This window comes from Micromonospora sp. NRRL B-16802 (genome assembly GCF_001279555.1).
GTDB classification, from domain to species: domain Bacteria; phylum Actinomycetota; class Actinomycetes; order Mycobacteriales; family Micromonosporaceae; genus Micromonospora; species Micromonospora profundi.
The window spans coordinates 32022-53784 of the sequence record NZ_LGEB01000069.1 but is presented as its reverse complement, the minus strand read 5'-3'; the positions used below and the strand labels follow the sequence as shown (position 1 = coordinate 53784).

Annotated in this window: 25 protein-coding genes and 1 pseudogene; 14 read left to right on the top strand and 12 right to left on the bottom strand. The window is 71.3% G+C overall.

All coding sequences use genetic code 11. From position 1 onward, the window contains the following. Positions 1-119: 119 nt before the first annotated feature. On the top strand, positions 120-701 hold the full coding sequence (locus ADK66_RS19755; RefSeq protein ID WP_053657451.1) for an HhH-GPD-type base excision DNA repair protein: 582 nt from the start codon (positions 120-122) through the stop codon (positions 699-701). Between the two features lie 9 nt (positions 702-710). Here the strand turns inward: ADK66_RS19755 and ADK66_RS19750 are convergent, their stop codons facing one another. After that, complete coding sequence (locus ADK66_RS19750) at positions 711-1022, bottom strand: hypothetical protein (protein WP_053657524.1); 312 nt, start codon at positions 1020-1022, stop codon at positions 711-713. A gap of 14 nt (positions 1023-1036) precedes the next feature. Next, positions 1037-1324, bottom strand: a complete 288-nt coding sequence (locus ADK66_RS19745; protein WP_197281581.1) for a hypothetical protein — start codon at positions 1322-1324, stop codon at positions 1037-1039. 107 nt (positions 1325-1431) lie between these two features. Here ADK66_RS19745 and ADK66_RS19740 point away from each other — a divergent pair, with 107 nt between their 5' ends. Further along, positions 1432-1788 carry a DUF3099 domain-containing protein gene (locus ADK66_RS19740; RefSeq protein ID WP_053657449.1) on the top strand — a complete coding sequence of 119 codons (357 nt, stop codon included), beginning with the start codon at positions 1432-1434 and terminating at the stop codon, positions 1786-1788. Positions 1789-1818: 30 nt separating this feature from the next. Here ADK66_RS19740 and ADK66_RS19735 read toward each other — a convergent pair whose 3' ends face one another. Together ADK66_RS19735 and ADK66_RS19730 are read right to left on the bottom strand one after the other, a co-directional pair. Beyond that, on the bottom strand, positions 1819-2718 hold the full coding sequence (locus ADK66_RS19735; RefSeq protein ID WP_053657447.1) for a carbohydrate kinase family protein: 900 nt from the start codon (positions 2716-2718) through the stop codon (positions 1819-1821). Then, positions 2715-3647 (bottom strand): pseudouridine-5'-phosphate glycosidase, encoded by a 933-nt coding sequence (locus tag ADK66_RS19730; RefSeq protein WP_053657519.1) that lies wholly within the window; start codon positions 3645-3647, stop codon positions 2715-2717. The genes ADK66_RS19735 and ADK66_RS19730 overlap by 4 nt, the downstream gene beginning before the upstream one ends. Positions 3648-3735: 88 nt before the next feature. Here ADK66_RS19730 and ADK66_RS19725 point away from each other — a divergent pair, with 88 nt between their 5' ends. The 3 genes from ADK66_RS19725 to ADK66_RS19715 all read left to right on the top strand — a co-directional run bounded on the left by ADK66_RS19725 (position 3736) and on the right by ADK66_RS19715 (position 6568). Further along, positions 3736-3954: a DUF3039 domain-containing protein gene (locus ADK66_RS19725; protein WP_007456912.1), complete on the top strand. Its 219-nt coding sequence runs from the start codon at positions 3736-3738 to the stop codon at positions 3952-3954. 40 nt (positions 3955-3994) lie between these two features. Then, positions 3995-4657 carry a trimeric intracellular cation channel family protein gene (locus ADK66_RS19720; protein WP_053657445.1) on the top strand — a complete coding sequence of 221 codons (663 nt, stop codon included), beginning with the start codon at positions 3995-3997 and terminating at the stop codon, positions 4655-4657. 177 nt (positions 4658-4834) lie between these two features. Then, on the top strand, positions 4835-6568 hold the full coding sequence (locus tag ADK66_RS19715) for a DEAD/DEAH box helicase (RefSeq protein WP_053657443.1): 1734 nt from the start codon (positions 4835-4837) through the stop codon (positions 6566-6568). Between the two features lie 221 nt (positions 6569-6789). Here ADK66_RS19715 and ADK66_RS19710 read toward each other — a convergent pair whose 3' ends face one another. Both ADK66_RS19710 and ADK66_RS19705 read right to left on the bottom strand, forming a co-directional pair. Beyond that, on the bottom strand, positions 6790-7023 hold the full coding sequence (locus ADK66_RS19710; protein ID WP_053657441.1) for a hypothetical protein: 234 nt from the start codon (positions 7021-7023) through the stop codon (positions 6790-6792). Positions 7024-7268: 245 nt separating this feature from the next. Further along, positions 7269-8844: pseudogene (locus ADK66_RS19705) on the bottom strand (RNA polymerase sigma factor). A gap of 290 nt (positions 8845-9134) precedes the next feature. Here ADK66_RS19705 and ADK66_RS19700 point away from each other — a divergent pair. Beyond that, positions 9135-9956: an inositol monophosphatase family protein gene (locus tag ADK66_RS19700; RefSeq protein WP_053657439.1), complete on the top strand. Its 822-nt coding sequence runs from the start codon at positions 9135-9137 to the stop codon at positions 9954-9956. 91 nt (positions 9957-10047) lie between these two features. Here ADK66_RS19700 and ADK66_RS19695 read toward each other — a convergent pair whose 3' ends face one another. Continuing rightward, complete coding sequence (locus tag ADK66_RS19695) at positions 10048-10566, bottom strand: LytR C-terminal domain-containing protein (RefSeq protein WP_197281584.1); 519 nt, start codon at positions 10564-10566, stop codon at positions 10048-10050. Between the two features lie 432 nt (positions 10567-10998). On the opposite strand from ADK66_RS19695, the gene ADK66_RS19690 reads away from it, so the two are divergent. Together ADK66_RS19690 and ADK66_RS19685 are read left to right on the top strand one after the other, a co-directional pair. Then, positions 10999-11295, top strand: a complete 297-nt coding sequence (locus ADK66_RS19690; RefSeq protein ID WP_007075406.1) for a DUF4193 domain-containing protein — start codon at positions 10999-11001, stop codon at positions 11293-11295. Positions 11296-11414: 119 nt separating this feature from the next. Next, on the top strand, positions 11415-12209 hold the full coding sequence (locus ADK66_RS19685; protein WP_053657435.1) for a hypothetical protein: 795 nt from the start codon (positions 11415-11417) through the stop codon (positions 12207-12209). Between the two features lie 45 nt (positions 12210-12254). On the opposite strand, the gene ADK66_RS19680 is transcribed toward ADK66_RS19685, so the two are convergent. After that, positions 12255-12782: a DUF3093 domain-containing protein gene (locus ADK66_RS19680; RefSeq protein WP_053657433.1), complete on the bottom strand. Its 528-nt coding sequence runs from the start codon at positions 12780-12782 to the stop codon at positions 12255-12257. Positions 12783-12871: 89 nt separating this feature from the next. Here ADK66_RS19680 and dut point away from each other — a divergent pair, with 89 nt between their 5' ends. The 4 genes from dut to ADK66_RS19660 all read left to right on the top strand — a co-directional run bounded on the left by dut (position 12872) and on the right by ADK66_RS19660 (position 15303). Beyond that, on the top strand, positions 12872-13405 hold the full coding sequence (dut, locus tag ADK66_RS19675; protein ID WP_053657431.1) for a dUTP diphosphatase: 534 nt from the start codon (positions 12872-12874) through the stop codon (positions 13403-13405). A gap of 25 nt (positions 13406-13430) precedes the next feature. Beyond that, positions 13431-14093, top strand: a complete 663-nt coding sequence (locus ADK66_RS19670; protein ID WP_053657517.1) for a DUF3710 domain-containing protein — start codon at positions 13431-13433, stop codon at positions 14091-14093. A gap of 120 nt (positions 14094-14213) precedes the next feature. Beyond that, positions 14214-14594 carry an OB-fold nucleic acid binding domain-containing protein gene (locus tag ADK66_RS19665; protein WP_053657429.1) on the top strand — a complete coding sequence of 127 codons (381 nt, stop codon included), beginning with the start codon at positions 14214-14216 and terminating at the stop codon, positions 14592-14594. A 25-nt stretch (positions 14595-14619) separates the two neighbouring features. Then, positions 14620-15303: a DUF3159 domain-containing protein gene (locus ADK66_RS19660; protein ID WP_053657427.1), complete on the top strand. Its 684-nt coding sequence runs from the start codon at positions 14620-14622 to the stop codon at positions 15301-15303. 28 nt (positions 15304-15331) lie between these two features. On the opposite strand, the gene ADK66_RS19655 is transcribed toward ADK66_RS19660, so the two are convergent. Continuing rightward, positions 15332-16021 (bottom strand): TrkA family potassium uptake protein, encoded by a 690-nt coding sequence (locus ADK66_RS19655; RefSeq protein WP_053657426.1) that lies wholly within the window; start codon positions 16019-16021, stop codon positions 15332-15334. Between the two features lie 3 nt (positions 16022-16024). Beyond that, positions 16025-16690, bottom strand: a complete 666-nt coding sequence (locus ADK66_RS19650; RefSeq protein ID WP_053657516.1) for a TrkA family potassium uptake protein — start codon at positions 16688-16690, stop codon at positions 16025-16027. 181 nt (positions 16691-16871) lie between these two features. Between ADK66_RS19650 and ADK66_RS19645 the strand changes: the two genes are divergently transcribed. After that, positions 16872-18941, top strand: a complete 2070-nt coding sequence (locus tag ADK66_RS19645) for an APC family permease (protein ID WP_053657424.1) — start codon at positions 16872-16874, stop codon at positions 18939-18941. A 16-nt stretch (positions 18942-18957) separates the two neighbouring features. Then, on the top strand, positions 18958-20190 hold the full coding sequence (locus ADK66_RS19640) for a class I SAM-dependent RNA methyltransferase (protein WP_053657422.1): 1233 nt from the start codon (positions 18958-18960) through the stop codon (positions 20188-20190). A 40-nt stretch (positions 20191-20230) separates the two neighbouring features. On the opposite strand, the gene ADK66_RS19635 is transcribed toward ADK66_RS19640, so the two are convergent. Next, on the bottom strand, positions 20231-20980 hold the full coding sequence (locus tag ADK66_RS19635; RefSeq protein WP_053657420.1) for a glucose 1-dehydrogenase: 750 nt from the start codon (positions 20978-20980) through the stop codon (positions 20231-20233). A 248-nt stretch (positions 20981-21228) separates the two neighbouring features. Beyond that, positions 21229-21699, bottom strand: a complete 471-nt coding sequence (locus ADK66_RS19630; protein ID WP_053657419.1) for a MarR family winged helix-turn-helix transcriptional regulator — start codon at positions 21697-21699, stop codon at positions 21229-21231. Positions 21700-21763: the final 64 nt, after the last annotated feature.

The window sequence follows — 21763 nt, the reverse complement described above, 5'->3', positions numbered from 1 at the left end:
CTGGGGACCCACCGAGAGTATCGGCAACATGTCCCCGGTCCCAGCTACGCGGCCGGCGAGACGCGCCGAGGTTAGCGCGGCGGTCCATCCGCACCCGGCCGACCCGGCAAGATGTCCGCATGACGCTCGTGCTTCCCATCGACCCCGAAGCCAACCGGCTGCTGGAGCGCAGCCCGCTGGCCCTGCTCATCGGTATGACCCTGGACCAGCAGGTGCCGATGGAGAAGGCGTTCTCCTCGCCGTACGTGCTGAGCCAGCGGCTCGGTCACGATCTGGACGCGGCGGAGCTGGCCGGGTACGACGGGGACGCGCTGGTGGCGCTCTTCGCCCAGCCGCCCGCGCTGCACCGGTTCCCGAAGGCGATGGCGGCCCGGGTGCAGGAGGTCTGCCGGGTCCTGGTGGAGCGCTACGACGGGGACGCGGCGCTGCTCTGGTCGGACGTCACCGACGGGCCGGAGCTGCTGCGCCGGGTCGGCGAGCTGCCCGGCTTCGGCAAGCAGAAGGCGCAGATCTTCGTGGCCCTGCTCGGCAAGCGGTTCGGGGTGACGCCGCAGGACTGGCGGAAGGCGGCCGGTGGCTACGGCGACCCTGGCGCGTACCGGTCGGTGGCCGACGTCACCGACGCCGACTCGCTGCGCCGGGTGCGGGAGTACAAGCAGCAGATGAAGGCGGCCGCGAAGGCGAAGGCCGCCGACGGCTGAGCGGTGCGCTCAGGCGGCGGTCGGGTGGGCCAGCGAGGCCAGCGCGCGCCGGACGTCGGCGAGCGAGACGGTGGCCGAGTCGTCCAGGTCGGCCAGGCCGGCCTCGATCCACTGCCGCATCAGCGTGGTGACGCCGATGCCCCGGGCGTCGGCGGCGGCGCGGACCCGCTCGTAGGTGTCCAGCGGCAGCCGGACCGATCGGCTCACCATCGGCACGTCGGTGTCGGGGGTGGGCAGGTCCACCGCCGGACTATGGTCGATCAACTCGGCGATCCGGTCGTCGCCGCTGTGGAACTGCTTGGTCGCGTCGTTACGGTGCATCGTCACGGCCCCCCTCATCGGCGATCTCTCCGCACGGCCTCGTCGTAGCGCTTGGACTCGACGTCGCTCAGCTCGCGGGCGGAGAGGATGTCCCAGTCGTTGTCGCTGCCATCGGCTTCGGCGAGCAGCACCGCCAGTCGGCGACCCCGTCGGGCGGCGGCGTAGACCACCATCACGTCGTCGCCCAGGTGGCGGATGACCCGTCGGGCGCTGTGCAGCGCCTCCCAGACTTCCCCGGGTGTGACGTCGTAGACCCTCAGGTTGGCCAACGCCTCGTCGGTGAAGCTGAACCTGCTGCCCACGGGGCGCAGCGTACCACGCGCGTAACACGACGCGGTATGCGGCAAATTTCGCTGATCACGGCTTCGCGGTGACAGGATGAGGCGTAACCCCCTCGAGGAGGTCCAAGGTGAAGCGTCAGGCGTACCAGCCGATTCTGATCACCGACGCCTCGCGCAGCCAGAACGATCAGCTCACGAGCCGTCAGCGCCGCTATGTCCTGATGATGGGCATCCGGGTGGCCTGCATCGTCGCTGGCGCGATCCTGGTCGGCGTGAAGGCCCCGCTGCTGTGGCTCTGGCTGCCCCTGTGCGCCCTTGGCATGGTGGTCATCCCGTGGCTGGCGGTGCTGCTGGCCAACGACAGGCCGCCCAAGGAGGAGCACCGGCTGGCCAACCGCTTCCGCCCCCGCCGGACGGACGACTCCCCGCCGATGAGCCTCACCACCGAGGAGCACCCGCACAAGATCATCGACGCCGAACCCTGACCCGCGCCGCGCGGGCCAGGGCCCGACAGATCACGGCCGTGGTCGCGCCCCCACTGTCGAGACGGCGAGCGCGCCCAGTTCGGTGGCGCGATCCAGGGCAGCGGTCGGCGTGGCACCTGCCAGCCACGCGGTGAGCAGCCCGGCCGCGAAGGCGTCCCCGGCCCCCGTGACGTCCACCACCGTCACCCGCCGGGCCGTCGCCACGCTGACGGTGGCCCACCGGTCGACCCAGACCGCCCCCGCCGCGCCGCCCTTGACCACCACCCGCCGGGCCGTCGCCGACAACGCCCGCCCCTGCGCCGCCGGGTCCAACCCGCCGGCCAGCACCGTGGCCTCGTCCGCGTTGACAAGCAGCAGGTCGACCTCGCGTACCCAACTCAGGAAGGCCGCCGCGCCCACCCGCCGCAGCGGCGCCGCGGAGGCCGCGTCGACGCTCGTGGTGAGCCCACGCTCGCGGGCGGCGGCCAACGCCCGCAGCCCCGCGCCGCGCGACGCGTCGTCCAACAGGGTGTACGCGGACAGGTGCAGATGCCCGGCGTCGGGCGTCTGGGCGAGGGCGCGGTCGACGTGCTCGGCGCTGAGCCGCAGGTTCGCGCCCCGCTGGCTGACCATGGTCCGCTCGCCGTCGGTGGCCAGCACGATCACAGTGCCGGTCGGGGCGTCCTCGACCCGCTCGAGCGCGCAGTCGACGCCGGCCCGCTCCAACTCGGCCAGCCGGTCACGCCCCGCGTCGTCGTCACCGACCGCCGCGACGAGCGTGACCGGCACCTTCTGCGCGGCGACCCAGGCGGCGGTGTTGGCCGCCTGCCCGCCACCACCGAGGCTGATCTCGGCCCTGGTGTCCGAACCGGCCGCCAGTGGACCGGACAGCACCGCGAGCACGTCGGTGATCACGTCCCCGACGACGACCATCCGGGCCGGTCGGGTCATGCCGGCGTAGCGGTGCGGGCGGCCGAGGCCACCGCGATCCGGGCGGCAAGATCGGCGTTGCGCAGGATGATCCGGACGTTCACCGTCAGGCTCGCCCCCTCGGTGGCCGAGTGGAAGTGCGCCAGCAGGTACGGCGTGACGGCCTTGCCGGTCACCCCGTCGCGCTCCAGCAGGGCCAGGCCGTCGGTGAGGGTCCGGTCGTGCAGTTCCGGGTCCAACTGCTCGTCGACCGGCAGCGGATTGGCGACGATCAGGCCGCCGGTGTGGACGGCCTGCGCGTCACGGGCGGCCAGAGCCGCGGCGATCTGCTCCGGCGAGTCCAGCGACCAGTCCAGGTCGAAGCCGCCGTCGGTGAGGTAGAACCCGGGGAACCGGTGGGTGCGGTAACCGACGACCGCGACGCCGAGGGTCTCCAACCGCTCCAGCGTGGCGCCCACGTCGAGGATCGACTTGACGCCGGCGCAGACCACGGTGATCGGGGTCCGGGCCAGCGTGATGAGGTCGGCGGACTCGTCGAAGGTGTGCGCCGCCTCCCGGTGCACGCCGCCCAGCCCACCGGTGGCGAACACCTCGATGCCGGCCGCCGCAGCGACCGCGCTGGTCGCGGCCACCGTGGTCGCTCCGTCCGCGCCCGTCGCCGCACCCACCGCCAGGTCACGGACCGAGAGCTTGGCCACACCATCGACGGTCGCGAGCCTTGTGAGCTGCGCGTCATCGAGGCCGACCACAAGCTCGCCACGGATCATGCCGATCGTCGCCGGCACCGCCCCGGCGTCCCGGACCGCAAGCTCGATCTCCCGCGCCACCCGGAGGTTTTCCGGGCGGGGCAGGCCGTGCGAGACGATTGTGCTCTCCAGGGCGACAACGGGCCGCCCGTCGTGCAGGGCTTCGGCCACTTCGGTGCCGTAGCTGATGCGAAAGTCAGTCACATCGGGCACGGTACGGGTCGGTTCCGGACAGACCTCAAGTGGACCCATCCGTTTTGACCTGCCAAACTTGACGGCCGGAGGTGCCAACGTGAGCACAGAGGTTCTCGAGCGTCCGGAACTGAAGGACGCCGACACCGGTCCCGAGATGTTCCACTACGTCCGCAAGGAGAAGATCGCCGAGAGTGCCGTCATGGGCACCTTCGTCGTCGCTCTCTGCGGGGAGACCTTCCCGGTCACCAAGGCGGCAAAGCCGGGCTCGCCGGTCTGCCCCAAGTGCAAGGAGATCTACGACTCGTACCGGGAGTGAACTGAGGCAGGTCTTCGGGCCGGCGACGTAGCCTGCGGCGGTGACCACCTCCACCGGCCTGCTCCTTGCCGACCTGACCGGAGTGGCCGTCTTCGCCGCCTCCGGGGCCTCTGCGGCGGTGGCCAAGCGACTCGACCTGTTCGGTGTCGCGTTCGTCGGGTTCGTGGCCGCCCTCGGCGGCGGAATCTTCCGCGACCTGGTCATCGACGAGGTCCCGCCACTGGCCTTCGCCGACTGGCGGTACGCGGCCACCGCCGCGATCACCGCCCTCGCCGTCTTCTGGCTGCATCCCCAACTCGCCCGACTGCGCACCACAGTGCTGGTGCTGGACGCTGCGGGCCTCGGCCTTTTCACAGTCACCGGCACGCTCAAGGCGCTCGACGCCGGCGTGCCGGCGGTCGGCGCCTGCCTGATCGGCATGCTCACCGCAATCGGCGGTGGGCTCTGCCGGGACCTGCTCACCGCCGAGATCCCTGTGGTGCTGCGCCGGGAGATCTACGCGCTGGCCGCCCTCGCCGGATCGGTGACAGTGGTGCTGCTGTACGTCACCGGGCAGACTGGCCCCGCGCCGCTCACCGCCGCCGTCGTGCTGGTCTTCGGGCTGCGCCTCATCGCGCTGCGCCGACGCTGGTCCGCCCCTGTGGCGACACTGCGACCGCCACGCACCGGCGGGGCTGATCCGCGTACCGACCGGGAGTGGTGACACCGCAGGCCGGAGTGACGGATGTGACCAGCGTGGCGTCGCCTGGGCTGTGCGGCCCGCGCTGGTTATGCTGAGTCGGCCTTCGCGGCAGCTTCTGCGCGGAGGCGTTTTCATGGGCGGCGGTACTCGTGGCCCTCGCCCCGGATCCGCCGTCGTGCGGTCGGAGAGGAGCTTCGCGTGGCAGCCCGGACGCCGGTGCTCGAGACGTTCCCGGCACTGCGCGCATGGCAGCGCAAAGCCCTCGTGGAGTACCTGCGCCGCCGCACCGAGGACTTCACAGCGGTCGCCACCCCCGGTGCCGGAAAGACCACATTCGCCCTGCGGATCGCCGCCGAACTCCTCGCCGACGGCACCGTCGAGGCCGTCACAGTTGTCGCGCCCACCGAGCATCTGAAGAACCAGTGGGCGGACGCCGCCGCCCGGGTCGGCATCCAACTCGACGCCGCGTTCCGCAACGCCGACCTGCACTCCGCTGCCGACTTCCACGGCGCGGTGGTCACCTACGCCCAGGTGGGAATGGCCCCGCAGGTGCACAGGCGGCGCACAATGACCCGACGCACCCTCGTCATCCTCGACGAGATCCACCACGCCGGCGACTCCCGGTCCTGGGGCGACGGGGTGAAGAACGCCTTCGAACCTGCCGTACGCCGGCTGATGCTCACCGGGACCCCGTTCCGCTCCGACGACAACCCGATCCCGTTCGTCAGCTACGAGCGGGGCGGGGACGGGCTGCTGCGCTCCCGCGCCGACTCGGTGTACGGCTACTCCGACGCCCTGCGCGACGGCGTCGTACGGCCGGTGCTCTTCCTCGCGTACTCCGGGGAGACCCGTTGGCGCACCAACGCGGGGGAGGAACTGGCGGCCCGGCTCGGTGAGCCCATGACGCAGGACCTGGTGGCGCAGGCATGGCGTACCGCGCTGGACCCGGCCGGGGACTGGATGCCGCAGGTGCTGCGCGCCGCCGACGCCCGGCTCACAGTGCTCCGCAACGCGGGCATGCCCGACGCCGGTGGCCTGATCATCGCCACCGACCAGCAGACCGCCCGTTCGTACGCGAAGCTCATCGAGCAGGTGACCGGCGAGAAGGCCGCCGTGGTGCTCTCCGACGACCAGGGCGCGTCCGCGCGGATCGCGACGTTCGCGGCGTCCGAGCAACGGTGGCTGGTCGCGGTGCGGATGGTGTCCGAGGGCGTCGACATCCCCCGACTCGCGGTCGGCGTGTACGCCACAAGCGCCAGCACCCCGCTCTACTTCGCGCAGGCCATCGGCCGGTTCGTCCGGGCCCGCCGGCCCGGCGAGACCGCCTCGGTCTTCCTGCCCAGCGTGCCGCACCTGCTCGGGCTGGCAAGCGAGATGGAGACCGAGCGGGACCACGTGCTCGGCAAGCCCAAGGAAGCCGACGGCCTCGACGACGACCTGCTGGAACGCGCGCAGCGTGACGACCAGGCAAGCGGTGAGCTGGAGAAGCGGTTCGCCGCCCTCTCGGCCACCGCCGAACTGGACCAGGTGATCTTCGACGGCGCGTCCTTCGGCACCGCGGCGCAGGCGGGAACCCCCGAGGAGGAGGAATACCTCGGCCTGCCCGGTCTGCTCACCGCCGACCAGGTCTCGCTGCTGCTCACCAAGCGGCAGACCGAGCAACTGGCCGCCCAGCGCCGTCGTACCGCCGAGCGGGCCGCTCAGCCGGCCGCTGCGCCCACGGCAGCGCCCCCGGCACCCATGAGCGCCGCCCAGCGTCGCGTGGCCCTGAGGCGGCAACTGAACGCTCTGGTGGCCGCTCGGCACCACCGCACCGGCCAGCCCCACGGCAAGATCCATGCGGAGTTGCGGCGGCTCTGCGGGGGACCGCCGAGCGCACAGGCAACGATCGAGCAGCTAGAGGAACGCATAGCCACAGTCCAGACCCTCTGACGCTCACCTTTCCCGCCCGTAACGGATGGTGTGGCTGGGGCGCCCCGGGCGCAAGTTCACGCTGGATCGTGGATGCAGTGGTGTCGGCGCGGCGTGAGGCCACTACATCCTGGCTCGAGCACGGTCTTCGGCGCGGGGCGCGGGGCGCGAGTGGGGTTGGGTAGCGAAAAGCCGGCCGGAGGCACCCTCGGGGTGCCTCCGGCCGGCTATGTCGTTTGCGGTTAGTTCGCCATCAAATCGGCGCCACGCCAGGTGAAATCGGGCTCCGTCGCGAACCGCTCGGTGATCTTCACGAGATCCTCCGCGTACTTGTTCGCGTGGTGCCCGCAGAACACCAGTTCGCTCCCACCCGCCAGGGTGATCCGGAGTTTCCCGGCAGCGTTGCAGCGGTCGCACCGTTCATCGGCGGCTGGGGGCGCCACCGTCTCGGGCGGCGGCGTGAGGGTCGAGTTCATCGCCTTCCTCCTCTGGTCGTCACCGATGAACAATCTCTTCGGTCGTTGCTCACCTATCGTGCAACACCCATGCCGGGCCTTGCCTTCCCTGTGTGCCCGCGGGGGACCGAGGTCACACCTGGCAGGGACAGTGTGCCGTGCACCAAGGGTGCCACGTCAACGATCACATTCGTGCATCCGGACGATCTCCATCTGGTGTTGCACGCCAGGTGATCAAAGCGACACGTTCGGTTGACGAAACCGGCTCAGTCCAGATAATCCCGGAGGACCTGCGATCGGGACGGGTGGCGCAGCTTCGACATCGTCTTGGACTCGATCTGCCGGATCCGCTCCCGGGTCACCCCGTAGACCTGACCGATCTCGTCGAGAGTCCGTGGCTGACCGTCGGTCAGGCCGAACCGCAGCCGTACCACGCCCGCCTCACGCTCGGAGAGCGTCTGCAGCACCTGCTGGAGCTGATCCTGCAGGAGCGAGAACGACACCGCGTCGACAGCGACGACGGCCTCGGAGTCCTCGATGAAGTCACCGAGCTGGCTGTCGCCCTCGTCGCCGATGGTCTGGTCCAGCGAGATGGGCTCCCGAGCGTACTGCTGGATCTCCAGCACCTTCTCGGGTGTGATGTCCATCTCCTTGGCCAGCTCCTCCGGAGTGGGCTCACGGCCCAGGTCCTGGAGCAGCTCGCGCTGTATGCGGCCGAGCTTGTTGATGACCTCGACCATGTGCACCGGGATGCGGATGGTGCGGGCCTGGTCGGCCATGGCGCGGGTGATCGCCTGGCGGATCCACCAGGTGGCGTACGTGGAGAACTTGTAGCCCTTTGTGTAGTCGAACTTCTCCACCGCGCGGATCAGACCGAGGTTGCCCTCCTGAATCAGATCCAGGAAAGCCATTCCACGTCCCGTGTACCGCTTGGCCAGCGACACCACAAGACGGAGGTTGGCCTCGAGCAGGTGGTTCTTGGCCCGCTCGCCGTCGCGGGAGATCCAGCCCAGGTCGCGGACCATCTCCCGGGGGAGCTTGTTGTCCTCGCTCTCGTCGGCCGCGCGCAGCTGCTCGGCGGCGTAGAGCCCCGCCTCGATGCGCTTGGCCAGCTCGACCTCCTGCTCGGCGTTGAGCAGCGGGACCTTGCCGATCTGCTTCAGGTACGCACGGACCGAGTCGGCGGAGGCGGTCAGCTCGGCGTCACGCCGGGCCTGCTTGAGGGCCTCGGACTCCTCGTCGTCCCACTCGAAGTCGTTGTCGGTGGCCCTCCACCACGACGTCCTCGATGGCGGCCGCGAGTTCCTCGGGGTCGATCTCGCCCTCGCCGCCCTCGCCCTTGGCCTTGGCGCCGGCCTTGACCGGCTTGGCGCCGGCGGCCGCGGCCACCGTCGCCTTGGTGGCCCGGGTCGACTTGGTGGCCTTCGCCGGCGTGGCCGCGGCGGCGGCCACCTCGGCGGTGCTGCCGGTGGCCTTGCGGGCGGCCACCTTCCGCGGGGCGGGCGCGGTCGGCGCCGCCTCGTCGGAGGCGGGCGCCTGCTTCGGGGCCGGCGCGGCAGCCTTCTTGGTGGTCTTGGCGGTGGTGGCGCGGGACGCCGGCGTGGTCGAGCGGGCCGCGGCGACCCGGCGACGGGTGCTCGCCGAGCCGTCCACCACCACGGTCACTCCCGCCTCGGAGAGCGCCCGAAGGATCTTCTTGGCCTGGGCCGGAGTCACCTCGGCGGACTCGACGGTGCGCGCGAGCTGAGCCGACGTGAGCTGACCACCGGCGCTCTGCGCGTGCGCGATCAGCGTGTCGGTGAGCGAGCGTACGTCGGCGCCGGGCTGGCGGGGTTCTGTCACGAATGACCTTCCGGAGGCGAAGAGCGGGCACGGCCGGGTCGTCCGACACAGTGTGGGTCAACCGGGCCGGACGATGTGGTTGAGGGACCCCCGTGTCCCGGGCCGGCCGGTGGTCGGTGGTCCGTGGCGCGTGGGCAGGGGTGAATTGTAACGCCGTCTGCGGCGATCATCCTGCGCCGCACTGCGTAACGGCGGCGGAACCGCCGATTCGGCGCAGATGTGGACTTTGTAAGGATGATACTCGCGCACGGCCCGGAACACCCCGGTCGTACGGGAAGGGGGGCCTTGGGATGCACCGATCGGCACCGCCAGCGCGGGAACTGCTGGCCATCGCGCTCGATGTGGCACGGGACGCCGCGGCCACCGCGCACCGGATGCGGGCCGAGGGCGTTTCGGTCGCGGCGACCAAGAGCACGGTCACCGACGTGGTCACCGCGGCGGACCGGGCGGTCGAGCGGCAGGTGCTCGACGCGCTGCGGCGGTTGCGGCCGGGCGACGCCGTCCTGGGTGAGGAGTACGGCACGCAGGACACCGGGCCGGGCGAGCCGGGCGGCGTGCGGTGGATCATCGATCCGATCGACGGAACCGTCAACTATCTTTACGGGTTGCCGTACAGCGCGGTGTCGCTGGCCGCCGAGGTCGACGGTGTGGTGGTCGCCGGCGTGGTGCGCAACGTGAGCACCGGCGAGGAGTGGACCGCCACGGCCGGGGGCGGCGCCTGGCGCGACGGTGTCCGGCTTCGCTGTTCCGGCGAGACGGATCTGGGGCAGGCGCTGCTCGGCACCGGCTTCGGCTACGACGCCGGTCGGCGGGAGCACCAGGCATCGGTGGTGGCCGGGCTGATCCGGCACGTGCGCGACATCCGCCGCATGGGCGCCGCCGCGCTGGACCTCTGCCTGGTGGCGGAGGGGCGGCTTGACGCGTACTTCGAGAAGGGTCTGTCGCCCTGGGACCTGGCCGCCGGCGGGCTGGTGGCCGCGGAGGCCGGCGTGCGGGTCGCCGGGCTGGCGGGCCGCCCGGCCGGCCCCGACCTGGTGATCGCGGCCCCGCCCGCGCTCTTCACGCCGCTGCACGACCGGCTGGCCGACCTGGACGCCGCAGGCGGCCCCTGACCGGCCCGCCCACCGTGACGGAGCCGGCCGACGGCCCGTCACCGGGTCACGCGACCCGCCGATCGCCCGGCCACGCGACCGGTCGGTCGGGTCATTTGTCGGCGGCGGGGGCCGGGCAGGATCCCGGAGGCGCCACCGGAGCGCCCAGGTCACCGAGGGACTGGTTCACCTCGGTGGTGGTGGCGAGCTGCTGGAAGCCGTTGCCGAGCACGACGTCGACGACGTCGTCGGTGCGCTTCTCGTCGTACTTGGACTCGGCGTTGTCGAGGAAGTACGCGCGCAGCAGGTGCGCCGAGCCGACGCCCTTGGGGCCGTACTGGAGCACTGCCACGTCGTCGATGCCCTTCGGCGCGTTGCCGACCTTCTGGACCTGGAACTTGCGATTGCGGAAGTCGTCGGCCACGGTGCCGGCCCGGCCCGGCTCGTCGGTCGCGTTCAATACATTGATCTTGACGTCCTTGGGCTCGTGCAGCGTGACGTCGGCCAGCGGCCAGCCGTCCGGGCAGCCCTTGGCCGCGCCCACACCACTCTGGCTGTCGCGGACGACCGCGACGACCACGAAGGTCAGGGCCAGGACCGCCAGCAGACCGACGACGACGAGTGCTCGCACTCGCGCAAAGCTCATCTGGGGGCTCCCCGGACCTCAGGTGGGTGACGGCGGCCGTCATCGATCGCACTGACCGCCGGCCGTCGAATACGCCGCTGAGGTTAACGGTTGTCCGGCCGTCGCGTGGAAACAGCCCGACATACCGGCGCGGCGACCGCGAACCGGGTACTACTACCCCTATCTTCGTGTCGCCTGAATCACATTGGGAACAACTTGGCGTGCGGGGGCGTACATCTCAGCCACAAGGGCGGTATACATGCCTCGCCTAAGGGGGGGTAAGGTTCCGCGCTCGCAGGGGTGTTGCCCCGGCAACTCGATCCGTGCGGTCTGCGGGTCGGGAGCCCGACACAAGTGGTGGCTGGCCAGCGGAACCGAAACAGCGTCGTCCGGCGTTACAACCGGAAGCGACAACATCGATATGGGAGAGTGAAACCGATGGCCACCGACTACGACGCCCCGCGTCGCGACGAGGTCGACCTCGGCGAGGACAGCCTGGAAGAGCTCAAGGCCCGGCGCGTCGACTCACAGTCGGGCGCAGTGGACGTCGACGAGGCCGAGGTCGCCGAGAGTTTTGAGCTGCCCGGTGCCGATCTGGCCGACGAGGAGCTCACTGTCAAGGTGCTACCGATGCAGCAGGACGAGTTCAGGTGCGCCCGCTGCTTCCTGGTCCACCACCGCAGCCAGCTGGCGGTCGAGCGGAACGGCGAGCTGATCTGCCGCGAGTGCGTCTGACACGCAGGACACCGGCGGCGGCCTCCTGAACGGGGCCGCCGCTACCGGTGTAGGCATGCGACTCCCGTGGGTACCTGCTTGACTCGTAGCGGATGCCACAGCAGCGGGAGGCCCGAGCGATGAGCGATCAAGCCGACACCACCGGCGGCGCGGACGAACTCGGCGCCACCGTCGCGGCACTGACCGCCGACGACATCGAGCCGGCCCGGCGACGTCAACTTCTCACCCGGATGGTCGGGCAGGCCCGCAGCCGGGGCATCGCCGACCTGTTCAAGCCCCGTGCGGCCATCCGATGGATGGTCGACACGGTTACCGAGATCGCCCCGCACATCCAAGTGCGGGACCTGGCCACCCTGCGCCGGCACTTCCCCGGCCTGGACGACACCGCCCTGGCCGACCGCCTGATCCGCAACGCGGCCCGGACGACCGCCGGGGTCGGCGCGGCCGGTGGGGGAGTCGCCGCCGTCGAGTGGACTGTCGCGCCGACCCTGCTCTCCGCGCCGGTGCTGCTCGCCGCCGAGACGGTCGCCGTGGTGGCGGTGGAGCTGAAGCTGGTCGGCGAGTTGCACGAGGTCTACGGCGTGCCGCTGGCCGAGAGCGGCGGCCAGCGGACTGTCGCCCTGGTGCACTCGTGGTCCACCCAGCGCGGGGTCAACCCGATGGTGCCCGGTGTCGGGGTGGGCGCGGTGCTCGGCACGGCCGCCCGCAAGGAGCTGCGGGACACGCTGCTGCGGCGCTTCGGGCGTAACCTCACCACGCTCGGGCCGTTCCTCACCGGTGCTGCGGTGGCCAGTTTCCTCAACCGGCGGGCAACCCGACAGATGGCCGAGCAGCTCCAGGCTGACCTGCGCCGACGCGGCATCGCCCGGCCAGCGCCACCATCGGCCCTGCCCGGCCCGCCGACGGGCACCTGAAGCCGGCTGTACGCCTCGGGACGACGCGCGCGTCGGCCGGCGGGGTCAGCCCTGCTCGCCGGCCCGACGGTCGGCTGGCACCCGGGCGTCCCGGGCCGCCAACAGCGCCTCGGCAAGCTCCACCGGGCGTCTGCTGCTGACCACCCAGAACGGCGTCGGGTCGGCCGGGTCGTTGAGCACCACCTGCACGGCGCCGCTGATCCACGGCCGCTGCACCACGAAGGCGAGCGGGTCCGCGCCCACACCGAGCACCTCACGGCGGCCCTCGGCGTCAAGCGGAATGACGTCGGCGACGAAGCGCACCGGCAGCCGGGCGTCGTCCACCCGCAGCTCGGAGTCGGTGACCGCGACGCGGATCCGGCCCAGCCACCACAGCCCGGCCGCCGTGACCGGCAGCAGCACCGCGAACGGCATCCAGGCGCGTACGCCGGAGCCACCCATCCAGATCTCGACGGCAAGCAGGGCCGCGGCAAGCAACCCGGCCAGCCACAGCCACCAGGGCAGATCCAGCCGTTCGGCGTACGCCGGACGGGCCGCGGCCGATGGCCGACCGGCACTCGGGGAGGGCGACATGCTCACTCCTGCGAGGGTACGGCGCACGGCGGCCCGGGTAACCGGCAGGATGGCAGGGTCACCCCGACAATCGGACGGAAGAGGGTCTCGTGACCGACGTCGTACCCGTGCCCGTGCGGCTGCTCGATGCGGAGCTGCCGCTGCCCGCGTACGCCCATCCCGGCGACGCCGGTGCCGACCTGGTGGCCGCCGCGGACGTGGAGTTGCCGCCCGGCGGCCGCGCCCTGGTGCCCACCGGCGTGGCCATCGCCCTGCCGCCGGGGTACGTGGGCCTGGTCCACCCCCGGTCCGGCCTGGCGGCCAGGCTCGGCGTGACGGTGCTCAACGCGCCCGGTACGGTCGACGCCGGCTACCGGGGTGAGATCCTGGTCAACCTGATCAACCATGATCGGGAGACGCCGGCGAAGATCTCCCGCGGTGACCGGATCGCGCAGCTCGTGGTCCAGCAGGTCGCCCGGGCGCGGTTCGAGCCGGTGGCCGAGCTGCCCGGATCCCAGCGGGGGACCGGTGGGCACGGCTCGACCGGCGGACACGCCGGGCTCGTACCGGCGCCGACCGGGCAGGATCGGGTCGCGCAGCGGGACGAGCTGGGCCGCGGGCGGACGGAAGAGGTGGCAGGGTGAGTGCGAACAGCGGAGGGTGGGCGCAGTGATCTTCTCCCGAAAGCGGGCCGGTGCCGGGAGGCACACCCGTGACGAGCGGAGCACCGAGGTCCTCGACGAGGGCGCCGGTGGGTCGACGCCGGCGCTTGTGCGCGGGCCGTACGACATCTCCGAGGTCGACGACGAGGTGCAGCGGCTCGACCTGGGCAGCCTGCACATCCCTGCGGTCGCCGAGGTCGAGGTGCGGGTGCAGGCCGACCCGCAGGGTGTGGTCCAGCAGGTGGTGCTGGTCCACGGCGACAACGCGCTGCAACTGGGCGTCTTCGCCGCTCCCCGCTCGGAGGGGATCTGGGACGAGGTGCGCGAGGAGATCCGGCAGTCGCTGCTGCGCGACGGCGCCACCGCCGAGGAGGTCGACGGCGAGTACGGCCCGGAGCTGCACGCCCGGGTTACCACCCCGGACGGCCCCACCCACCTGCGGTTCGTCGGCGTCGACGGGCCGCGCTGGATGGTCCGGGGCGTCTTCCAGGGGCCGGTCGCCATCGACCCGGCCAGCGCCGGGCCGCTCGCCGAGTGCCTGGACGGCCTGGTGGTCGACCGGGGGCAGGAGGCGAAGCCGGTCCGTGAGCCGCTGCCGCTGCGACTGCCCCGGGAGGTCGCCGACCAGGCCGAGGAGGCGTCCGCCGCGTCCGAGTCGCGCCAGGTCTGACCGCCGCGCACCGATCCGCCGGAACCGGCCCCGTCGGCGTACGCTGGCGGCACGGTTCCGGCGTCGCCGGGGCGGTGCCCACTGCGGGCCGGTGAGCGTGGAGAGGGTGACGCGGAGGTCATGATGACCGACGAGAGCCGGGTGTCGCTGCGGCGCATCCTGCAACGGTTCACCGCGAGCGAGGCCGAGATCGACGCGCAGGAGCTGCGTCAGGAGAGCGCCGAGTGTGGCGGTGTCCTGGCCCAGCAGTGCTCCCGTGGCCAGGTGGTGTCGGTGGCCGGGCGGCTGCGCACGGTGGTCTACACGCCGCGCACCAACCTGCCCACCCTGGAGGCCGACCTGTACGACGGCAGCGACGTCGTCACACTGGTCTGGCTGGGCCGGCGGCACATCGCCGGGATCGAGCCGGGGCGACACCTGACGGCGCGTGGCCGGGTGGCGATGCGCGACGACCGCAAGGTCATCTACAACCCCTACTACGAGCTGGACTCGCCGAAGTGACGGCGCTGCGGACGGAAGGCCGGCAATGACGACGGGACAGCACCGGGCGGCGCAGCCGGAGACGGGGCCTGAGGACGACGCGCCGCTGCCAACCGTGGCGGAGCAGATGGCCGACCAGCTCGGCGGCTGGCGGGGGCTCGTCGAGTCCAGCATCCCGGTGGTGGTCTTCGTCGTCGCCAACATCATCGGTGACCTGCGGCCCGCCGTGATCGCGTCGGTGTCCGTAGCGGTGCTGATCGCCGGGCTGCGACTGGCCCAGCGCAGGCCGATCCGACACGCCGTCAACGGCCTGTTCGGCGTCGGCATCGGCGCCGCCATCGCCTGGCGGACCGGCAACGAGCGGGACTTCTACCTCCCCGGCATCCTCTACGGCATCGGCTACGGCGTCGCCCTGCTGATCTCGGCGGCCATCCGGCAGCCGCTTGTCGGCTGGATCTGGTCGGTGCTGGTGGCCAAGGGCCGCTCCGAGTGGCGCGACGATCCGAAACTGGTGCGCACCTTCACCCAGCTGACAGTGCTCTGGGGCGTGGTCTGGCTGGCCAAGGTGGGTGTGCAGGCCGGGCTCTACCTGGCCCACCAGGACACGGCGCTGGGCGTGGCCCGGTTGGCGCTGGGCTACCCGCCGTACGTGCTGCTGCTGCTCATCACGGTCTGGACGGTGCGCCGGGTCACCCGGGTGCCGCAGCCGTCCCCGCTGCCCGGCGCCTGAGCGCGCCGGGCCGTCCGTCCGGGGCGGCTCAGCGCGAACCGCGGGTCCGTTCGACGCTGTCCGGGCCGAGAATCACCGCGCGGACGTCGTCCTCCACCTCGGCAGTGCAGACGAAGATCAGCTCGTCACCGGCCTCGATGGGGTCGTCCGGGCTGGGCACCAGGACCCGCTTGCCCCGCAGGATCGCCACCAGCGCGGTGTCGCGGGGCAGCGGCACGGCGTGGATCGGCTGGCCGACGTACGGAGCGGTGGGCGGCAGGGTGATCTCGACGAGGTTCGCCTCGCCCTGACGGAACGTCATCAGCCGCACCAGGTCGCCGACGGTGACAGCCTCCTCGACAAGCGCGGCCATGACCCGGGGCTTGCTCACCGCGACGTCCACACCCCACTGCTCGGTGAAGAGCCACTCGTTCTCGGCCCGGTTGACCCGGGCGACCACGCGGGGCACCGCGAACTCGGTCTTGGCCAGCAGCGACACCACAAGGTTGGCCTTGTCGTCGCCGGTGGCGGCGACCACCACGTCACAGCCGGCGAGGTTGGCCTCCTCCAGGCTGGCCAGCTCACAGGCGTCGGCCAGCACCCACTCGGCGTCCGCCACCCGCTCCGGGCGCAGCATCCGGGGCTGCCGTTCGATGAGCATCACCTGGTGGCCGTTGTCGATCAGTTCCTGGGCGATCGAGCGGCCCACGTTGCCGGCGCCCGCGATGGCGATCCGCATGGCTCACTGCCCCCCTTCCGGTGGCGCCGCCGCCACCGACGTGACCGGCCCCACAATGTCGTCGCTGACCAGCATGAACGCTTGGTCGCCCTCCTGTATGACGGTGGAGGCGGTGGGCAGCGTGCCGATGCCGAAGCGGATCAGGTAGGCCACCCGCGCTCCGGACGCCTCCTCCAGCTTGCGTACCGGACGGCCGATCCAGTCCTTGTGCACGGGCACCTCGACGATCGACACGGTGCTCGTAGGGTCGCGGAAGATCTCCACGTTGCCCTCCGGCACCAGGTGCCGCAGCATCCGGTCGGCGGTCCAGCGCACTGTCGCCACTGTGGGGATGCCCAGCCGCTCGTAGACCTGCGCCCGGCGCTGGTCGTAGATGCGTGCCGCGACCCGGGACACCCCGAACGTCTCCCTGGCCAGTCGCGCCGAGATGATGTTGGAGTTGTCGCCGCTGGAGACGGCAGCGAAGGCGTCCGCCCGCTCGATGCCGGCCTGCCGCAGGACGTCGCCGTCGAAGCCCGCCCCGGTCACAGTGATGCCGCCGAAGTCGGGGCCGAGCCGACGGAAGGCGTCGGCGTCCTGGTCGATCACCGCCACCGAGTGCCCCCGGGATTCCAGGCTGTGGGCGAGGGTCGAACCGACCCGGCCACATCCCATGATCACGACGTGCACGCTGTCCCTCCCAAGGTGCGTACCGCTGCCGCTGGCCCTTCCGTACGCATGGACGGTGGCCTTCGACTGCGAGCCTGCCACGTACCGGTCGGCAGCGGGGACCGACCGTACCCCGTCGCGCCGGACCGCCGTGATCGCCCACCCCCGCGTGATTGCCTTGGTGGTCGTACCCTTGGCGTTCGTGGCCAGTCCCACCTCGCTGCTGAAGCGGCTGCTCCTCGGTCGACCGTTCCGGTCCGACCGCCTGCAGCACACCCTCCTGCCGAAGCGCATCGCGCTACCCGTGTTCGCCTCCGACGCGCTGTCCAGCGTCGCGTACGCGCCCGACGAGATCCTCCTGACCCTCTCCATCGCGGGAGCCTCCGCGTACGTCTTCTCGCCGTGGATCGCGCTCGCGGTGGTCGTTGTCATGCTGACGGTGGTGGCCAGCTACCGGCAGAACGTGTACGCCTACCCGTCCGGTGGTGGCGACTACGAGGTGGCCACTGTCAACCTGGGCCCGAAGTTCGGCGTCGGCGTGGCGAGCGCCCTGCTGGTCGACTACGTGCTCACTGTGGCGGTGTCGGTCTCGTCCGGCGTGGCGAACCTCGGCTCGGTGGTGCCGTTCGTGGCCACCCACAAGGTGATGATCGCGGTGGTGGCGGTGGTGCTGCTGAGCGCCGTGAACCTGCGCGGTCTGCGCGAGTCGGGCACCGCGTTCGCGATTCCCACCTACGGCTTCGTGATCGTGATGCTCGGGATGCTGCTCACCGGGCTGGTCCGGGTGTTCGTGCTCGGCGACGACCTGCGCGCGCCGAGCGCCGACCTGGTGATCCAGGCCGAGCACAGCGTGACCGGGTTCGCGCTGATCTTTCTGCTGCTGCGGACGTTCAGCTCGGGCGCCGCAGCGCTGACCGGCGTCGAGGCGATCTCCAACGGGGTGCCGGCGTTCAAGGCGCCGAAGAGTCGTAACGCCGCCACCACTCTGCTGCTGCTCGGCACCATCTCGGTGAGCATGCTGGTCGGGATCATCTGGCTGGCCCGGCTGACCCACCTCCAGTTCGTGGAGGATCCGGCCCTGCAGATCGTCTCCGGCCCCGAGGGCTACGTGCAGAAGACCGTCACCACCCAGCTCGGCGAGACGGTCTTCGGTTCCGGGTCGATCCTGCTCTACGTGGTGGCCGGGGTGACCGCCCTGATCCTGTTCCTGGCCGCGAACACCGCGTTCAACGGCTTCCCGGTGCTCGGCTCGATCCTCGCCCAGGACCGCTACCTGCCGCGGCAGTTCCACACGCGGGGCGACCGGTTGGCGTTCTCCAACGGCATCGTCTTCCTCGCCCTGTTCGCGATCGTGCTGATCGTCGGTTTCCAGGCCGAGGTGACCCGGCTCATCCAGCTCTACATCGTCGGCGTCTTCGTCTCGTTCACCGTCTCCCAGGCCGGCATGATCCGGCACTGGAACCGGCACCTGCGCACCGAGCGGGACCCGGAGGCGCGTCGCCGGATCTACCGTTCGCGGGCGATCAACACGTTCGGTATGGGCCTGACCGGCACGGTGCTGGTGATCGTGCTGGTGACCAAGTTCCTGCTCGGCGCCTGGATCGCGATCGCCGCGATGGCGGTGATCTACCTGTTGATGCTGGCCATCCGTCGGCACTACGACCGGGTCGCCGTCGAGCTGACCCCGCCGGACGAGGGTCGGGCCGTCCTGCCCGCCCGCAACCACGCGATCGTGCTGGTCAGCAAGCTGCACCAGCCGACACTGCGGGCGATCGCCTACGCCCGCGCCACCCGGCCGGACACACTGACCGCAGTGACCGTCAACGTGGACGAGAAGGACACCCGCGATCTTCAGGCCGACTGGGAACGGCGGGAGATGGCGATCCCGCTCACGGTTGTCGACTCCCCGTACCGGGAGATCACCCGGCCGATCCTCGACTTCGTGGCCTCCACCCGCCGCAAGTCACCCCGCGACGTGGTCACCGTCTTCATCCCCGAGTACGTCGTGGGGCGCTGGTGGGAGAACCTTCTGCACAACCAGAGCGCGCTGCGCCTCAAGGGCCGGCTGCTCTTCGAACCGGGGGTGATGGTGGTGAGCGTGCCGTGGCAGCTCGCGTCGACGGCGAGCAAGAACCTGGACCGGCTGGACGCCACGCTGTCCCGTACCCCGGCGCGTGGGCCGCGGGGCACCGTGCCGCCGGACGTCATGTCCGCGTCATCTGTCGAGGGCGGCCCGGCGGACAGTGGAACGGTCGGTAACAGCCGTGACTGAGTCGACAGCGGCGACCGTGGAGCCCGAGAGCGGCCTGGCCGAGGCGGAGCGGGTCGAGCTGACCGTCGACGCGGTCGCCCCCGGCGGGCACTGTGTGGCCCGGGTGGACGGGCAGGTGGTCTTCGTCCGGCACGCGCTGCCCGGTGAGCGGGTGATCGCCGAGGTCACCGAGGTGCACAAGGGGTTCGTCCGGGCCGACGCGGTGACAGTGCTGGACGCCTCGCCGGACCGGGTCGAGCCGCCCTGCCCGTACGCGAAGCCGGGCGCCTGCGGTGGCTGCGACCTGCAGCACGTGGCGCCTGCGGCGCAACTGGCGTGGAAGACAGCTGTGGTGCGCGAGCAGTTGACACGCCTCGGCGGCCTCACCGACGCCGAACTCGACGGGCTCGGCGTACGGGTCGAGGCGCTGCCCGGCGGGCTGCTGGGTTGGCGCTCGCGGGTCCGCTACGCGGTGGACGCCGCCGACCGGGCCGGACTGCTCAAGCACCGCTCGCACGAGGTGGTGCCGATCGACAGTTGCCTGATCGCGCACCCGGCGATCCAGGAGCTGCCGGTGCTCGCCCCGACCGGCGCGTCCTGGCCGGCCGCCGACGCTGTGGAGACCGTTGCCAGCACCGGCGGGGACGTGACAGTCGTAGAGGTCCGCGACGGGATCTCCATGCAGGTGAGCGGGCCGGCAGTGGTCCGTGAGGTGGCGGCCGACCGGGCGTGGACGCTGCCCGCGTCCGCCTTCTGGCAGGTGCACCCGGCGGCGGCCGACACGCTGTCCACGGCCGTACTGGAGCTGCTCGACCCGCGTCCGGGCGAGGTGGCCTGGGACCTGTACGGCGGGGCCGGACTGTTCGCCGCCGGACTGGCCGCGAAGGTCGGTGCCAGCGGCCGGGTGACAGTGGTGGAGGCGGCGCCGCAGGGCGTCTCCGCCGCCCGACGTAACCTGGCCGACCTGCCCCGCGTCGAGGTCGTGTCGGCCCGGGTGGAGACCGCGCTGGCCCGCCGGCGGATCACCGGCCCGGTCGACCTGGTGGTGCTCGACCCGCCGCGCGCCGGGGCCGGCGCCCCGGTGGTCCGCGCCCTGGCTGCCGCCGGCCCGCGCGCGATCGCGTACGTGGCCTGCGACCCGGCGGCGTTCGCCAGGGACGTGCGTACCTTCGCCGGGTTGGGCTGGCGGTTGACGGCGCTGCGCGGATTCGACCTGTTCCCGATGACCCAGCACGTCGAGCTGGTCGGGCTGCTGGTCCCCGGGCCGTAGGTCATCACCCCCGACGTTCGGGGTGGGTCGACTCCGCTGCCTACCGGGGTACGCCCGAGTAGTCGGCCTGGCCGGCGATCTGCCCGCCGTCGGCGACCAGGTCGCTGCCGGTGACGAACTGCGCGTCGTCGCTGGCGAGGAAGAGCACCGTACGGGCGACGTCGTCGGGTTCCCCGACACGCCCGAGCGCGACACTGCTGGTCTCGAAGGTGGCTCCCTTCGTCATCGGGGTGTTGATCTGACCCGGGTGAACCGCGTTCACCCGGATCCCGTATGCGCCCAGTTCCAGGGCGGCGTTCTTCGTGAGACCGCGTACGGCCCACTTGGACGCGACGTACCCGGCCATCTGGATGATTCCGATAAAGGCGGCCACGGAGCCCATGTTGACGATCGAGCCGCCGCCGGCCCGCTTCATCGCCGGGGTCACGGCCTGGATGCCGTTGAAGACGCCGATGAGATTCACGTCCAGCACGCGCTGTAGCTGCGCCACGTCCCACTGCTCCAGGGGAGCGGGATCGACGATGCCTGCGTTGTTGACGAGGATGTCGACGCTGCCGAACCGCTCCTCCGTCCGTTGAACGAGGTCGGTCCACTGCTGCGGGGAGCGGACGTCGAGCTTCTCGACCACTGCCGTCGGCCCGAGTTCGGCGGCGAGGGCCTCGGCTTCCGCGACGTTCACGTCGGCGATGACCACGTTGGCGCCCTCGCCGACGAGCCGGCGTACGGCAGCCGCGCCCATTCCCATCGCGCCGCCGGTGACCACTGCCGTCTTACCTGCTACTCGTCCCATGATGAGTTCCTTTCGCTGGGACCGGACCGCTCGATGCGGCCAGCGGCCGTGGGGCCAACGGTAGCCAGCGGAGGATGACCCGTCACCCTTTAGTGGCAGGTGACACATCACCCGGGTTAGATGGCTGCTTCCACTGAAAACCGGACTCCCCGCACTAACCTGGAGTCAAGAAGGCGGAGCAGGCTGGTGATACATCAACAATCGGGGAAGGCGCACCGGGTGACGAGTCACCTCACTGAGGGCAGCCCTCATTCCTCGAAGGGATCGTCCTTGAGGTTGTCCAGCACCGCCTCGGACATCACGGCCAGGGTGTCGAGCTGCCGAGGGCTCAGCACGTCGAGGAAGACCTCCCGCACGTACCGCAGGTGCAGGGGAGTCGCCCGGTCGATCACCGTGCGCCCCTCCCCGGTGAGCGCGATGTAGGTCCCCCGAGCATCATCGTCGGAGCTGCGGCGCTCCAGCAGGCCCCGGCGGATCATGCGGGACACCTGGTGGGTGAGGCGCGTCTTCTCCCACCGCAGGACCTCCCGCAGCTCGAAGACCCGCATCGGTCCTTCCCCGTGAAGCCGCAGACCGCTCAGAACGGCGAAATCCGCGAGGGAGATCCCCGCGTCGCGGAGCAACTGGCGGTTCATGTGCCGCCGGACGTCCTCCTGCATGACCAGGAAGCCGAACCAGGCGCGCTGCTCACGATCGTTCAGCCGTTCAGGCTCAGTCACCCCTCAACGCTACGGCAGGACGGTAGGCCGTCCTCGCTCCGGCGCGGGCGAGGTGTGGGCGAGG

Coding starts and splice junctions, on each gene's coding strand:
- ADK66_RS19755 (WP_053657451.1), top strand. CDS start 120: ATGACGCTCGTGCTTCCCATCGACCCCGAAGCCAACCGGCTGCTGGAG.
- ADK66_RS19700 (WP_053657439.1), top strand. CDS start 9,135: ATGCACCGATCGGCACCGCCAGCGCGGGAACTGCTGGCCATCGCGCTC.
- ADK66_RS19685 (WP_053657435.1), top strand. CDS start 11,415: ATGAGCGATCAAGCCGACACCACCGGCGGCGCGGACGAACTCGGCGCC.
- ADK66_RS19710 (WP_053657441.1), bottom strand. CDS start 7,023: ATGAACTCGACCCTCACGCCGCCGCCCGAGACGGTGGCGCCCCCAGCC.
- ADK66_RS19665 (WP_053657429.1), top strand. CDS start 14,214: ATGATGACCGACGAGAGCCGGGTGTCGCTGCGGCGCATCCTGCAACGG.
- ADK66_RS19680 (WP_053657433.1), bottom strand. CDS start 12,782: ATGTCGCCCTCCCCGAGTGCCGGTCGGCCATCGGCCGCGGCCCGTCCG.
- ADK66_RS19635 (WP_053657420.1), bottom strand. CDS start 20,980: ATGGGACGAGTAGCAGGTAAGACGGCAGTGGTCACCGGCGGCGCGATG.
- ADK66_RS19655 (WP_053657426.1), bottom strand. CDS start 16,021: ATGCGGATCGCCATCGCGGGCGCCGGCAACGTGGGCCGCTCGATCGCC.
- ADK66_RS19660 (WP_053657427.1), top strand. CDS start 14,620: ATGACGACGGGACAGCACCGGGCGGCGCAGCCGGAGACGGGGCCTGAG.
- ADK66_RS19750 (WP_053657524.1), bottom strand. CDS start 1,022: ATGCACCGTAACGACGCGACCAAGCAGTTCCACAGCGGCGACGACCGG.
- ADK66_RS19690 (WP_007075406.1), top strand. CDS start 10,999: ATGGCCACCGACTACGACGCCCCGCGTCGCGACGAGGTCGACCTCGGC.
- ADK66_RS19735 (WP_053657447.1), bottom strand. CDS start 2,718: ATGACCCGACCGGCCCGGATGGTCGTCGTCGGGGACGTGATCACCGAC.